This window comes from Caballeronia sp., from assembly GCF_049581465.1.
In the GTDB taxonomy this organism is placed as follows: Bacteria; Pseudomonadota; Gammaproteobacteria; order Burkholderiales; family Burkholderiaceae; genus Caballeronia.
On sequence record NZ_JBAUSA010000597.1, the window covers coordinates 1 to 13,832 of the forward strand.

Annotated in this window: 13 protein-coding genes and 1 pseudogene; 5 read left to right on the forward strand and 9 right to left on the reverse strand. The window is 60.9% G+C overall.

All coding sequences use genetic code 11. The features are described 5' to 3' along the window. From WCA53_RS14615 to WCA53_RS14635, 5 genes and pseudogenes are all read right to left on the reverse strand, one after another. Positions 1 to 144, reverse strand: a pseudogene (locus WCA53_RS14615) (Grx4 family monothiol glutaredoxin); the annotation flags it as partial. A 143-nt stretch (positions 145 to 287) separates the two neighbouring features. Then, entirely contained in the window at positions 288 to 1,115 is an 828-nt protein-coding gene (prmC, locus tag WCA53_RS14620) for a peptide chain release factor N(5)-glutamine methyltransferase (protein ID WP_423911441.1), read from the reverse strand. Continuing rightward, on the reverse strand, positions 1,112 to 2,194 hold the full coding sequence (gene prfA, locus WCA53_RS14625; protein WP_423911443.1) for a peptide chain release factor 1: 1,083 nt from the start codon (positions 2,192 to 2,194) through the stop codon (positions 1,112 to 1,114). Before prfA ends, prmC begins: the two co-directional genes overlap by 4 nt. Before the next feature lie 97 nt (positions 2,195 to 2,291). Then, complete coding sequence (gene hemA, locus WCA53_RS14630; RefSeq protein ID WP_423911445.1) at positions 2,292 to 3,596, reverse strand: glutamyl-tRNA reductase; 1,305 nt, start codon at positions 3,594 to 3,596, stop codon at positions 2,292 to 2,294. Between the two features lie 76 nt (positions 3,597 to 3,672). Beyond that, entirely contained in the window at positions 3,673 to 4,422 is a 750-nt protein-coding gene (locus WCA53_RS14635; RefSeq protein WP_423911447.1) for a response regulator transcription factor, read from the reverse strand. Between the two features lie 216 nt (positions 4,423 to 4,638). Here WCA53_RS14635 and WCA53_RS14640 point away from each other — a divergent pair, with 216 nt between their 5' ends. Genes WCA53_RS14640 through WCA53_RS14650 form a run of 3 tightly spaced genes read left to right on the forward strand, consistent with a single transcriptional unit; the run spans position 4,639 to position 7,437 of the window. Beyond that, complete coding sequence (locus WCA53_RS14640; RefSeq protein ID WP_423911450.1) at positions 4,639 to 4,911, forward strand: hypothetical protein; 273 nt, start codon at positions 4,639 to 4,641, stop codon at positions 4,909 to 4,911. Positions 4,912 to 4,966: 55 nt separating this feature from the next. After that, positions 4,967 to 6,787, forward strand: a complete 1,821-nt coding sequence (locus tag WCA53_RS14645) for an aminopeptidase P family protein (protein WP_423911453.1) — start codon at positions 4,967 to 4,969, stop codon at positions 6,785 to 6,787. 26 nt (positions 6,788 to 6,813) lie between these two features. Beyond that, positions 6,814 to 7,437, forward strand: coding sequence for an HAD family hydrolase (locus WCA53_RS14650; RefSeq protein ID WP_423911455.1), 624 nt, complete (start codon positions 6,814 to 6,816; stop codon positions 7,435 to 7,437). A 2-nt stretch (positions 7,438 to 7,439) separates the two neighbouring features. On the opposite strand, the gene WCA53_RS14655 is transcribed toward WCA53_RS14650, so the two are convergent. The 4 genes from WCA53_RS14655 to ychF form a co-directional block, all read right to left on the reverse strand. After that, complete coding sequence (locus WCA53_RS14655) at positions 7,440 to 8,558, reverse strand: DUF748 domain-containing protein (RefSeq protein ID WP_423911457.1); 1,119 nt, start codon at positions 8,556 to 8,558, stop codon at positions 7,440 to 7,442. A 58-nt stretch (positions 8,559 to 8,616) separates the two neighbouring features. Beyond that, positions 8,617 to 10,284, reverse strand: a complete 1,668-nt coding sequence (ettA, locus tag WCA53_RS14660) for an energy-dependent translational throttle protein EttA (RefSeq protein WP_423911459.1) — start codon at positions 10,282 to 10,284, stop codon at positions 8,617 to 8,619. A gap of 229 nt (positions 10,285 to 10,513) precedes the next feature. Then, positions 10,514 to 11,356 carry a DNA damage-inducible protein D gene (gene dinD, locus WCA53_RS14665; protein WP_423911461.1) on the reverse strand — a complete coding sequence of 281 codons (843 nt, stop codon included), beginning with the start codon at positions 11,354 to 11,356 and terminating at the stop codon, positions 10,514 to 10,516. Positions 11,357 to 11,482: 126 nt separating this feature from the next. Continuing rightward, the gene (gene ychF, locus WCA53_RS14670; protein ID WP_423911464.1) at positions 11,483 to 12,577 is read right to left on the reverse strand and encodes a redox-regulated ATPase YchF; all 1,095 of its coding nucleotides are present in this window, start codon (positions 12,575 to 12,577) and stop codon (positions 11,483 to 11,485) included. On the opposite strand from ychF, the gene WCA53_RS14675 reads away from it, so the two are divergent. After that, entirely contained in the window at positions 12,576 to 12,773 is a 198-nt protein-coding gene (locus tag WCA53_RS14675; RefSeq protein WP_423911466.1) for a hypothetical protein, read from the forward strand. The genes ychF and WCA53_RS14675 overlap by 2 nt on opposite strands. A 156-nt stretch (positions 12,774 to 12,929) precedes the next feature. Next, a partial coding sequence (locus WCA53_RS14680) for an FAD-dependent monooxygenase (protein ID WP_423911468.1) occupies positions 12,930 to 13,832 on the forward strand: 903 nt, incomplete at its 3' end.

Genomic DNA, 13,832 nt, shown 5'->3' on the forward strand with positions numbered 1-13,832 from the left:
CTTGATCTTGTCGGCGCCGACCGCTTTCAGGATTTGGATCGCGCGCCCGGAAAAGCCGCACATCGGAAATTGCGCGGTGCCTTTCATGAACAGCACGACCGGTGCTTCCTCGACGATTTGCTTGATGCGTTCTTGCGTATCCATGGCGATTCCTGCGAGTGCGTTGCGTTGCGGGTTGTTAGGTATCGAATGCGTGCCAAACAGAGCGAAATTTGTGTGCTACCGATTTGAAATGATAGCGGATTTCAATGTTTATAGCTGAAGGCCGGGCCGTGGCGTGACGCGCTTCAGGCCGCGAAAACGCCACCGCTGATCCGTTCGATGCCAGCCAGATCGCGCACGGAGCGTACCTCCGACATCCCGCGTGCGGTCAACAGCGCGCGGACGTGTTCGGCTTGATCGAAACCATGCTCCAGCCACAGCGAGCCCCCGGCGCGGAGTAAAAACGGTGCGCGCTGGATGATCGTGCGGATAGCGGCGAGGCCGTCGGCTTCGTCAGTGAGTGCGGCGCGCGGTTCGAAACGCAGATCGCCAACAGACAAATGCGGATCGCCAAGGGCGATGTACGGCGGATTGCTCACGATCAGATCGAAGCGCAAGGACGGATCGATGGCTTCGGTCCAGTCGCTTTCAATCAACGTGAGCGGGCGGTCGACGCCGAGGAGGTTCAACGCATTCTGGGCCGCGACAGCCAACGCTTGCGGCGATTTATCGACGGCCCAGATGTGCGCTTGCGGGCGTTCGTGAGCAATCGCCACCGCAATGGCTCCGCTGCCGGTGCCTAGATCGAGCACGCGCGGGGTATCGATGGACGCGATGACTTCAAGCGCCGTCTCCACCAACAACTCGGTTTCCGGCCGTGGAATCAGCACGTCGGGTGTGACTTCGAATTGCAGCCCAAAAAACTCCCGCGATCCGACCAGTTGTGCAATCGGTTCGCCCGCTGCGCGGCGCTTCGCCAGCGTTTCGAAGGCTGCGACGCTTTCGTTTTCGAGTAGCTCCGCATCGCGCGTGATCAACTCGGTGCGACGCCAGCCGAGAACGTGTTCGAGCAAAATGCGTGTTTCGAGCGCGGGCAGGTCGGACGCGCGAAGCAAATCGGCGACGGTCGTCATTCCGAGTCGCCCAGCGCGGCAAGCAGTTCGGCCTGATGTTCGCTGACCAGTGCGCCGACCAGGTCCTCGATATCGCCATCCATGATCGCGTCGAGCTTGTAAAGCGTCAGATTGATCCGATGGTCGGTCATCCGACCTTGCGGAAAGTTATACGTCCGAATGCGTTCCGAGCGATCGCCGGAGCCGATCAAACTCTTGCGCGTAGCCGCTTCTTTCGCGTGTTGCTCATGCGCCTGCTTGTCCATGATCCGCGCGGCAAGCACCTTCAGCGCGCGATCCTTGTTCTTGTGCTGGGAACGGTCGTCCTGGCATTCCACCACGATTCCGGTGGGCAAGTGGGTCACACGCACGGCCGAATCGGTCTTGTTGATGTGCTGCCCGCCCGCGCCGGAAGCACGGAATGTATCGATACGCAAATCGGCCGGATTGATCACCACCTCGCCGAGTTCATCGGCTTCCGGCATGACCGCGACCGTGCACGCCGAGGTGTGGATACGCCCCTGGGTTTCGGTCGCCGGCACGCGCTGCACGCGATGGCCGCCCGATTCGAACTTGAGCCGCGAATAAACGTTCGCGCCCGCGATCCGCACGATCACTTCCTTGTAGCCGCCTAGATCGGACACGCTCTCCGACATGGTCTCGACCGACCATTTATTACGCTCGGCATATCGGAGATACATGCGAAGCAGGTCGCCCGCGAACAGCGCGGATTCGTCGCCGCCAGTGCCCGCACGGATTTCGATGAAGATATTGCGGTCGTCGTTCGGATCCTTCGGCAGGAGCATGGCCTGCAAATCGCGTTCGATGACCGCCATCCGCTCGCGCGCTTCGCCGACCTCTTCTTCGGCGAAATCGCGCATCGACGGATCGGCGAGCAATTCCAGCGCCGTGGCCTCGTCGCTCAACGCCTGGCGCCACAACGCGTATTGTTCGACGACCGGTCCGATTTCCGCGTTTTCGCGCGTGATCTTCCGATATTGATCCATATCGGCGGTGACGTCTTCGCGACTCATTAAGTCATTGAGTTCGGCCAGCCGGGTAGTCAGCTGGTCGAGCTTGCTTTGCATGCTCGTTTTCATGGGAGGCTGGAGCGTGGCTCCGGGGAAGGCAAGGATCAGGAACGCGCCCGCTTGAATTCAAAAAAGCGGCGCAACCGAAGAAGAGGCGACAGGGGCGCTAAGTTTCCGACGGATCGTTCGATCCGGACGAATGGCCATGCTTGTACAAGCCGCCCATCAGCTCGATGAGCTGGTCGCGATTCTCGTGGCTTGCACGGCTAAGCGCGTGCGTGGGGCCGTGAATCAGCTTGTTGGTGAGCGATTGCGACAACGCTTCGAGGACCGCAGCAGGTTCGTCGCCGCGCGCCAGCATCTTGCGGGCCCGGTCGACTTCCGTGCGGCGCAACGCGTCGGCTTGCGTATGCATGTGGCGGATCACCGGCACGATGCTGCGTGCGTCGAGCCATTGCATGAAGCCCTGCACGCGCGTGTCGATAATCGATTCCGCTTCGGCTACCGCAGCCTGCCGCGAAGCGCTGCCTTCGCGCACGATGGCGCCGAGGTCGTCGACGGTATAGAGGAACACGTCGCGCAGCTTGCCCACTTCCGGTTCGATGTCGCGCGGGACAGCCAGGTCGACCATGAAAATCGGCCGATGGCGGCGCGCCTTGACTGCCCGTTCGACCGCGCCCAAGCCGATGATCGGCAACGTGGACGCCGTGCACGACACAATAATGTCGAACTCGTGCATGCGCGTGGGCAAATCCGAGAGTGGCATTGAACGGCCGTTGAAGCGCTCGGCAAGCTTTTCGCCCCGCTCGGCTGTCCGGTTCGATATCACGAGCTCACGCGGCTTTTGCGCGGCGAAATGCGTCGCGCACAACTCGATCATTTCGCCGGCACCGATAAACAGCACGCGCTGACTCGAAATATTCTCGAAGATGCGTTGTGCGAGACGCACAGCCGCAGCGGCCATGGAAACCGACTGCGCGCCGATTTCCGTGTTCGTCCGCACTTCCTTGGCAACCGCAAAAGTGCGCTGGAACAACTGGTTGAGATAGGTGCCGAGCGCGCCGGCTTCAGACGCTGTGCGTACCGCGTCCTTCATCTGGCCGACGATTTGCGTCTCGCCGAGCACCATTGAATCCAGGCCCGATGCGACCCGAAACGCGTGCCGCACGGCTTCCGACTGGGGCAACGTATAAACGTGCGGCGCAAGCTCGGAGATTGGCAGATTGTGATAGTTCGACAACCAGTGAACGGCGGCGTCGCGCGCGGCTTTGTCGTCGGTGGCGCAGTACAGCTCCGTCCGGTTGCAGGTGGACAGGATCGCCGCCTCAGGCGCAGCCTTGCCCAACGGACCCAGCCACAGATCCTTCAGGGCGCCGAGGGCCGGTTTGATCTGGTCGAGCGGAAACGCCACGCGTTCGCGCAACGCAACAGGCGCAGTGTGATGATTGATTCCGATCGCGAGGAGCTGCATTTTTTGGGCTCAGGCGGCTTGAGGCTTACTGCCTTTGGTCGAGGCCTTGATTCAAGGCCTCCATGTGAACCCAATATTATAGCCTTTCCCGAATTTCTTCAGAAACGGGCGGAAGCGGGCTGTTCATCATGCGCTGGACATATTCATCCGGTTCGATCCGGTCCAGCTGGTAACCATAGCCATAAAGCGGCGTCAGGCGATAGCCGGATTCGGGGCGCAGGTGCAGCTTGGAGCGCAGGCGGGACGCGTGGGTGTCGAGCGTACGCGACGCCATGTCGCTGCCGCGCGGCCACACCACCTCCAGGATGTGTGCGCGCGACACCGCTCGTGACAGGTTCGAAAACAGCAGGCGGGCGAAGCGGAATTCCTTCGGTGTCAGCAAACAGTGATTTTCCGCGAAGCTCACGCTCAGTTCCGACGCGTTGAATCGATACTCGCCAAAGTGCTCGAGAGCAGATGTACGGATCGCGCGACGACGTGCCAGCACTTCTACGCGAGCCGCGAGTTCGGTGCATCGAACCGGTTTTGCTACGCAATCGTCGGCACCCGCTTTCAGGCACGCCACGATGTCGGATTCGTTCTGGCTTGCTGCCATCAGGACGATCGGCAATTGCGGCGCGAGTTGCCTGACGCGTTCGATGATTTCCGCACCGATCATGTCGGTGGTCTCATTCGCCGCGATCAGCAGATCGAACGTGTCGTGTCGCATCCGGTCAAGGAGCGCCGGCGCGCTTGCAAAAAAATGACAAAAGTGGCCGTCCAGGACTAGCGTCCGGCGGAGGAGTGCGGCGTGCTGGACGTCCGGGTCGATGATGGCGATTCGCATGATTTCCGACGCTGCCACGCGCGCTTCGGATGGTGTCGGGGAGGTGCCGGACAGCGTGGCGTAAGCTTGCCATCGCGATTCCAGCCCCCTAAACTCATCCGCTACGCGCGGGTTTGCGCCTTCCAAGCCTTCTAGGTTGACAGGATTGAAAATGCTAGTTCACTCATCCGCTTTAACCCATAAGCTTTGTCCGAATTTTGCCGGCGCGCGTCGCTGATGGGTTGGCCGGGTATCGTAGTTCTCGGTTGCGTAATCGGACTGGCGGGACGGTGGCTTCATCCCTTGCGGCGGGCGGGACGAGTCGGTTCGAAACCGGCCGGACGCGTCTGGGTAGCGGCGCTGGCGGGCGTGCTCGCGGCGATCGTCGCAAAAATGCTCGGCGATGTAATTGGTGCGTTCCACGACGGCGATTCCCTCGAATGGCTCGCGTGCTCACTCTTTGCGCTTGTCGCCGTGACCGCGACGGTCGGACTGGCGGCGCGACGTTGATTTTGATTTTGGGTCTCGGATTGACCCGTGAAGACATATTCCTGCAGGTAACTCCATGAACGATCGACTGAATCTCTCCGACGCCGCGACTTTCGCCGGCCGTATCGAACTCCTGCGCGGCGCGATGGCACGCGAGGCGCTGGCAGCCGTGCTGGTGCCGTCGTCAGATCCGCATCTCTCCGAGTATCTGCCCGGGCGGTGGCAGGGCCGTCAGTGGCTGTCAGGGTTCACCGGCTCGGTTGGGACACTGGTCGTGACGGCCGCGTTCGCCGGTGTCTGGGTCGATAGCCGCTACTGGACGCAAGCCGAAGCGCAACTCGCCGGAACCGGCATCGCACTCATGAAAATGATGGCCGGCCAGCAATCCGCCCCGCACGTCGACTGGCTTGCAGAGAATGTGGCGGCCGGCGATACGGTCGCCGTCGACGGCGCCGTGCTCGGCGTCGCTGCAGCACGGGCATTGAAGGACGCGCTGACGGCGCGCGGTATCGTGTTGCGCACGGATCTCGATTTGCTCGATGCCGTCTGGCCCGACCGGCCGGGCTTGCCATCCGAGAATGTGTACGAGCACACGGCGCCGCACGCGAGCGTTTCTCGCGCTGACAAGCTCGCTGACTTGCGGCGCGTGATGCGGGAGAGGGGCGCGCAATGGCATTTCATCTCGACGCTCGATGACCTCGCGTGGCTGCTTAACCTCCGTGGCGCCGATGTCAGCTACAACCCCGTTTTCGTCGCGCACGCGCTGATTGGACTGGACGACGCGGCGTTGTTTGTGGGCGACGGCAAAATTCCCGCTTCACTAACGGCCTCGCTGCTGGAAGATGGCGTGCGGGTCGAGTCCTATGCAAATGCTCACGCCGCGCTGGCCGCGTTGCCCGGTGGCTCTACCTTGCTGATCGACCCGCGCCGGATCACGTTCGGCTCGCTCGAAAAGGTGCCCGAGTCGGTCAAGATCGTGGAAGCGGTCAATCCGTCGACCTTTGCGAAATCCCGCAAGAGCGCGGTCGACGCTGCCCATATTCGCGCGACGATGGAGCAGGACGGTGCAGCGCTCGCCGAGTTTTTCGCGTGGTTCGAAGAGGCGCTCGGACGCGAGACCATCACGGAAGTGACCATCGACGAGAAATTGACGGCCGCGCGCGCTCGCCGCCCGGGTTTCGTGACGCTCAGTTTTGCGACCATCGCGGGCTTCAACGCTAACGGCGCGATGCCGCATTACCGCGCCACCGATTCCTCGCATTCCGTGATCGAAGGCAATGGTCTATTGCTGATCGACTCCGGCGGTCAATATGTGAGCGGCACGACGGACATCACGCGCGTCGTGCCTATTGGCGCCATCACGGCCGAGCACAAGCGCGATTTCACGATTGTGCTGAAGGGAACGATCGCTTTGTCGCGTGCGCAATTCCCGCGCGGCATTCGTTCGCCGATGCTCGACGCCATCGCGCGCGCGCCCATTTGGGAAGCGGGCGCGGATTACGGACATGGCACGGGACACGGCGTCGGTTACTTTCTGAACGTGCACGAAGGCCCCCAGGTCATCTCGCACTACGCGCCGGCCGAACCGTACACCGCTATGGAAGAAGGCATGATCACGTCGATTGAACCGGGGCTTTATCGGCCGGGGAAATGGGGCATCCGGATCGAGAATCTCGTGATGAACCGAGCTGCCGAAAAGACCGAATTCGGCGATTTCCTCAAGTTTGAGACGCTCACGCTGTGCCCGATCGACACGCGTTGCATCGACTTGACCCTGCTGCGTGACGACGAGCGCGCGTGGTTGAACGAGTATCACGCGACGGTTCTCCTACGCGTTTCGCCGCATGTGTCGGGCACGGCGAAAATCTGGCTCGAGAAGCGCACGCAAGCAATCTAGACGCAGCGGACAACGGAGCACGAAGCATGGCGATCAAGGCAGTGGTGTTCGATTTCGGCGGCGTGTTGATCGACTGGAATCCTGAGTATGTTTATAAGCGGCTGATACCCGACGATACCGAGCGGCGCTGGTTCCTGGGTCACGTCGTCGCGTCGGATTGGGTGGTGCAGCAGGACGCAGGCCAGACGATCGCCGATGCCAACGCCGAATTGATCGCCAAATTTCCTGAGCACGAGGCGTTGATTCGCGCGTTCTACGAGCGCTGGCCGGAGATGGTGGCGGGTGTGCTGGAAGAGGGCGTGGCGTTGGTGGACAAGGTGGAAGCGGCAGGCATCCCAATGTTCGGACTGACCAACTGGTCGGCGGAAACTTTTCCGTGGGCTTGGGAGCGATTCCCCGTCCTTCAGCGATTCCGCGAAGTGGTGGTGTCGGGCCGGGTGCGGGTGGCGAAACCCCATCCCGCAATTTTCGCGTTGATGTGGACCGAGATCGAGCGGCATTTTCCGGGCATTCAGCCGCAGGAAGTCGCCTTCATCGACGATAACGCCAAGAACATCAAAGCCGCCACCGCACTCGGCTGGAACGCCGTGCATCACACGACTGCCCAGCAGACCGAAGCGCAGTTGAGGGCGCTCGGCATGCCGGTCTGACATTACCTGGAGAGAAGATTCTTCAACGCGTTGCCGATCTCTTTGACCGTTTCTCCGGCGCCTTTTGCCGCGCCTTCCGTGCTCACGCCAAGCGCTTTCGCGAAGCCTGCCGCAAGCTTTTTGGTCAGGCTTTCGTTGAGCGAAAACTTGGGATCGCGCAGGTTGCCGTCGAGTTCGAAGTCCAGCTTGATCTGCCCGTGATCCTTCAATGCGGCGATTGCGGCTTTCGTCGGAATGGAGAGAAACGTGTCGAGCGGGTTGCCGCTATCCGATAACTGCAAACGGTTGAGCACGACTGTTCCGGGCGCGTGAATGTGGTAGTCGTGGACAGTGGCGTCGAGCGTGAGATCGATGGTGCCGCCCGTTACCCGGGTTCGCGTGCCGGCCTTTCGCGGCAAGTACGGATCGAGTGTGGTGACATCCACGTTGCGCAAGCTCGTGTGCGTCTGCGAATCCTTGTTCGCAATGACCATCCAGCCGTTGAAGCCGACCGTCCCGGTATGCGACGGGCCCTTGATCGTACCGGTCATGTCGAGCGCAGTCCGGGTGTCGAGCGCCGGCAAATGCAGGTTGTCGATATTCGCGCGTGCGTTCGAAATCAGTATTCGATACGGCGGGTTCTGCTCGAATTGATCGAAGAATTCCATCGCGCCGCGCTCGAACGCGACATGATCGATGAGCCGTTCCGGACGCACGCGCTGTTCCGCGTGGCTCGAACTGGCGGGCGCTTCACTCGTCGCTTCATTGAGACCCGGAAGCAGGTCGACCTGACCATTAGGAGAACGGGCGACCGAGAGATAAAAACCGTCAACCGTTACCTGGCGAATGTGCATACGGTTCGACAAGAGCGCGCGCATGTCGATGTTCATCGTCACCCGCTCGGCGCGCAGCGCGTCGTCGGTGGGCCAGCCTTGCGGGCCGCGCAGACGCACGTGGCTCAGCGTGATCCGTGCGTAGCCGACATCGATTTCCTCTACGGAGCCGAGCGGCCCGAGTGTATCGAGCACGCGTGCCTTTATCTCGTGCACCAGGAAGAACCAGCCGCCGACCGACGCCAGCGCCAGCACCGCCACGATCACGGCCGCCCACAGCGCGACCCGTCGCGCCTTGAAACCCGCCATGCCGAGTTCTCCCGTCAAAGCCGCGCGCGGGCGGCGGATTGGTCTTGCGTATCTTTGCTTATCGGACGATTGGCTTGTAGCGCAGACGTTTCGGCTTGGCGCCTTCTTCACCAAGACGGTTGCGCTTGTCGGCTTCGTACTCTTGATAGTTGCCGTCGAAGAACGTGACTTGCGAGTCGCCCTCGAACGCGATGATATGCGTCGCGATGCGGTCGAGGAACCAGCGATCGTGCGAAATCACCATCACGGAACCAGCAAATTCCAGCAAAGCGTCTTCCAGCGCGCGAAGCGTTTCAACGTCCAGATCGTTCGACGGTTCGTCCAGCAGCAACACGTTGCCGCCTTCGATCAACGTTTTTGCAAGATGCAAACGACCGCGTTCACCGCCGGACAACGCACCGACCGTCTTTTGCTGATCCCCGCCCTTGAAGTTGAACCGGCCGATATACGCGCGTGACGGCGTTTCATACTTGCCGACGGTCAATACGTCGGCGCCGCCCGAAATCTCTTCGAACACGGTCTTGTCCGCATTCAGCGCGTCGCGGCTTTGGTCCACATAGGCCAGCTTCACCGTCGGACCCTGTACGATTTCGCCCGAGTCCGGCTGTTCCTTGCCCGTCAGCATGCGGAACAACGTGGATTTGCCGGCGCCGTTCGGACCAATAATCCCGACGATAGCGCCCGCCGGAATCTTCATGTTCAGGTTATCGATCAGAAGCCGGTCGCCGTACGCCTTGCTCACGTTCTTGAACTCGATTACCTCATTGCCCAGTCGATCGCCGACCGGGATGAAGATTTCCTGTGTTTCATTGCGCTTCTGGTATTCCTGGCTATTGAGTTCCTCGAAACGCGCGATCCGAGCCTTTGACTTAGCCTGGCGTCCCTTGGGATTCTGGCGGACCCAATCCAGCTCTTTCTTCAGCGCCTTTTGCCGCGCCGATTCCGTCGATTCTTCCTGTTTCAGCCGATCTTGCTTCTGGTCGAGCCAACTGCTGTAGTTACCCTTCCATGGGATCCCGTGGCCACGGTCGAGTTCGAGAATCCATTCGGCGGCGTTATCGAGGAAGTAGCGATCGTGAGTGACAGCCACGACCGTGCCCGGATAGCGCGTCAGGAATTGTTCGAGCCAATCGACCGATTCCGCGTCCAAGTGGTTGGTCGGTTCGTCGAGGAGCAGCATGTCGGGCTTTTGCAGCAACAACTTGCACAGTGCCACGCGACGCTTTTCGCCGCCCGACAAGTGTTCGATCTTCGCGTCCCATGCGGGCAGGCGCAGAGCGTCGGCGGCGACTTCGAGCTGTTGCTCGGGCGTGCCGCCGTCGCTGGTTGCGAGGATGGCTTCGTATTTGGCTTGGTCGGCGGCGAGGGCGTCGAAGTCGGCGTCAGGTTCGGCGTAGGCCGCGTAGATGGCGTCGAGATTCTTCTGCGCGCTGAAGACTTCGCCGAGGCCGTCTTCAACGGCTTCACGCACGGTTTGCTGCGGATTGAGTTGCGGTTCCTGCGGCAAGTAGCCGATGTTCAGGTTCGGCATTGGCGTGGCTTCGCCTTCGATGTCCTTGTCGACGCCGGCCATGATGCGGATCAGCGTCGATTTGCCGGAACCGTTCAGTCCAAGCAGGCCGATTTTCGCGCCGGGGAAAAAGGACAGCGAGATGTCCTTCAGGATCTGGCGCTTGGGCGGCACGATCTTGCCGACGCGGTTCATGGTGAAGACGTATTGGGCCATTTGCGGATTCGGTTGTCTTGAGGTTTGCGGTTTTCGTTTTTACGGCGGGTTTCGGCCGGGCGGATGTCGGTTTTCAAGCCTCCGTCGGGAAACCCCTGGATTTAGTACGCGACGATGCGTTTCCCGCAGCGCGCGAGAAGTGACGACATTGTACTTCGACGGATATGGCTGTCTGGCAGGCGTTTCTCTGCTTTGACGCCGGCGCCTTCAGGGGCTTCGTCCGAACGCATCATGAGTCGAGCGCTTCCGGATTTTTCGCGCGTGTTTTATCTTCCGATGCCAGCCGGCGCGCGACCTTTTTCACGTCCTCTCCCGCAGGCAGGGTTTCTGGCCGGATGCCGCGTTCAAGCAGGGTCTTACGAACCGCTTCATTGTTGTTGATATGTTCCCTCGAGATCGCTTTTTCGCTTCCAAGCTTGTTCTGGCGAGAATTGAAGATGGTGATTTCGGCCGCGAAATCCTTTGCCTTGAGGATGATCGTGGGTGCGAAATCGGCCAACGGCCGCTTGGCGGGAACCTTCCAATGCGACTTCATTTGCTGGGTCGATTTTTCGAACAAGGCGTGGTCGCCTTTGCTCCGAATCATGCCGAAATCGTCGTTTCCACCGGTTTGTTCGAAAATCACTTCGGACAGCTCCTTTTCCGTGCTGGTCAGTTTCATGCGGGCGACCAGACGTTCTGAGTCGAGCAGACGTTGCTCGATCAACTCGGCACGTCGGGTCTGGACGGCGAAATAGGTCTGTGCAAACGCGATCTCGTGCTTTTTGGGATCGCCGTTTTGCGCGACCAGGTAGCAGGCGTAGCGCGTGAGCATGATGTCATCGACTTCGCGCTGGCTACCTGAGCCGAGGTCGACCATTTTCCTGACGTCAGGAAAATGGTCTGCGGCGGCATGACCCGACGTCTCGCAGGCGATCTCGGCTTTGTTCACGACCTTGACGAAGTTTTCCCACTTCGCATATCCAAGCAGGTGCTGGAGGTCGCGGGCAAGCCAGAATTCGACGCCGCTGGTGGTCCGCTGAGCATGCGCTTCGAAATGCTCGGTCAACGAGTAAATCAGTTCGGTCTTCATGTACACCGTCCAAGGTCGGTTGCGCTCTGGGCGGCCAAGGAGGCCTGGCGCAAAGCAATAAAAAAGCGGAATCCCTTTATCAGGGCCTCCGCTTTTAATGACCACCTCGAACGACGAATTATTACATCAGACGTTGAACAAGAAATTCATCACGTCGCCGTCGTGCACGACATATTCCTTCCCTTCAGCCCGCATCTTGCCGGCTTCCTTCGCGCCTTGCTCGCCTTTGAACGCAACGAAGTCATCGAAGGCGATGGTTTGCGCGCGAATAAAGCCGCGCTCGAAATCAGTATGAATCGCGCCGGCGGCTTGAGGCGCGGTATCGCCGACGTGAATCGTCCATGCCCGCACTTCCTTCACGCCCGCCGTGAAATACGTCTGCAATCCAAGTAGCCGGTAAGCCGCGCGAATCACGCGATCCAGGCCCGGCTCTTCCATGCCCATATCGGCGAGAAACTCATGCTTGTCGGCGTCGTCGAGATCGGCGATTTCAGCTTCGATAGCCGCGCACACCGCGACCACGGGCGCGTTTTCGGCCTGCGCGTGCTTGCGCACGGCGTCGAGATACGGATTGTTTTCGAAGCCGTTTTCCTTCACGTTCGCCACATACATGGTCGGCTTGGCGGTGATCAGGCACAACGGCTTGATCAGCGCGAGCTCGTCTTCGCTCAGGTCAAGACCCCGCACGGGCTTCGCCTGATCGAGTTGCGCCTGGATCTTTTCCAGCAACGGGACCAGTTTCGCTGCTTCTTTATCGGTGCCCGAGCGGGCGACTTTTGCGTAGCGATGGTGAGCCTTCTCGACCGTCGACAAATCCGCCAGCGCCAGTTCGGTATTGATGACTTCGATATCGGCGAGCGGATCGATCTTGTTCGCGACGTGAATCACGTTCTCGTCCTCGAAGCAGCGCACGACGTGCGTGATCGCGTCGGTCTCGCGAATATTGGCTAGGAATTTGTTGCCCAAACCTTCGCCTTTGCTCGCGCCAGCCACGAGGCCGGCGATATCGACGAATTCAACGATTGCCGGCACCACGCGCTCCGGATTGACGATGGCGGACAGCGCTCCGATCCGCGGGTCAGGCACTTCGACCACGCCGACGTTCGGTTCGATCGTGCAGAACGGATAGTTTTCGGCGGCGATGCCCGCCTTGGTCAGTGCATTGAAGAGGGTGGACTTGCCGACGTTAGGCAAGCCGACGATGCCGCATTGGAGGCTCATGGAATCCTTCGAACTGGTGAAACGGCGTGCGCCGCGTGGGTCAACGCTGGTGTTCGCGCGTCGCGGGTTCGATGCAAACCCCGGCAATCAACGCGTAGCGGGCGGCCACGTCGTGCGGGCCGGACAAACCGCTATTGTACCGCCGAGCGCGCCTGGGCTGGGCGGGAAGGCCGGTCGAGTGAGACCGCCGGGCTGACGGCGAGGGCGCGCGAATCGTGTTCATCGGGAATAAAGCCACGGGACCCGCGCGCAGCGAAAGCGTACAACCGAAGCTACTGCCGCAATGTCGCACGCCGCGGAAACGCAGTGTTTCCATCGAATCCCGGAATTTCCCGGCAGCTATAATGAGCGCATGAATTCCCAATCCAGAAATTTTCACGCAGTCGTTGTCGGCGGCGGTCTGGTCGGCAAGACGGCGGCCCTCGCGCTGACTCAATCCGGCCTGCGCACCGCGTTGCTCGCGTCGCCGGCTGCTGCGCCTGTCGCTGGCGAACCGTTCGATTCGCGCATCTACGCGCTGTCTTCGAGTTCGCAGGCTTTGCTTGCGCGGCTGCGCGTCTGGCAGGCGCTGGATCATGAAAAACTCGGCCCGGTGCTCGACATGCGCGTTTTCGGCGATGCCTTCGCCGAGCTTCATTTCTCGGCGTTCCAGGCAGCCGTCCCGCAATTGGCCTGGATTGTGGAGTCGTCGCTGATTGAACGCTCGCTCGACGCCGCCTTGCGCTTTCAGCCCAATCTCACCTGGATCGATTCGCGGGCACAAGGGCTGGTCATCCATGACGACGCGGCGCATCTCACGCTCGCCAACGGCGATGCGCTGGAAGCGGATCTGATCGTCGGCGCGGACGGCGCGCATTCCTGGGTGCGCGCGCAGACTGGCGCAAAGATGACTCGGCGGGATTATCGGCAGACGGGTGTCGTCGCGAACTTCAAGTGCGAAAAACCGCACGGCGAGACGGCGTATCAGTGGTTTCGCGATGGCGAAATCATCGCGTTGCTGCCGCTTCCGGGGGATTTCGCGTCGCTCGTCTGGTCCGCGTCAACCGATCACGCCGACGAACTTCTCGCACTCGATCCCGCGCGACTCGCGGCCGAAGTCGAGCGCGCGACGCAGAGCATGCTCGGCACATTGGAGTGCGTAACGCCTGCACGGGGCTTCCCGCTGGCGCTGCAAACCGTCGACCGGCTGATCGGGCCGCGCGTCGCGCTGGTCGGCGACGCGGCTCATCTGATACACCCGCTCGCGGGCCAGGGC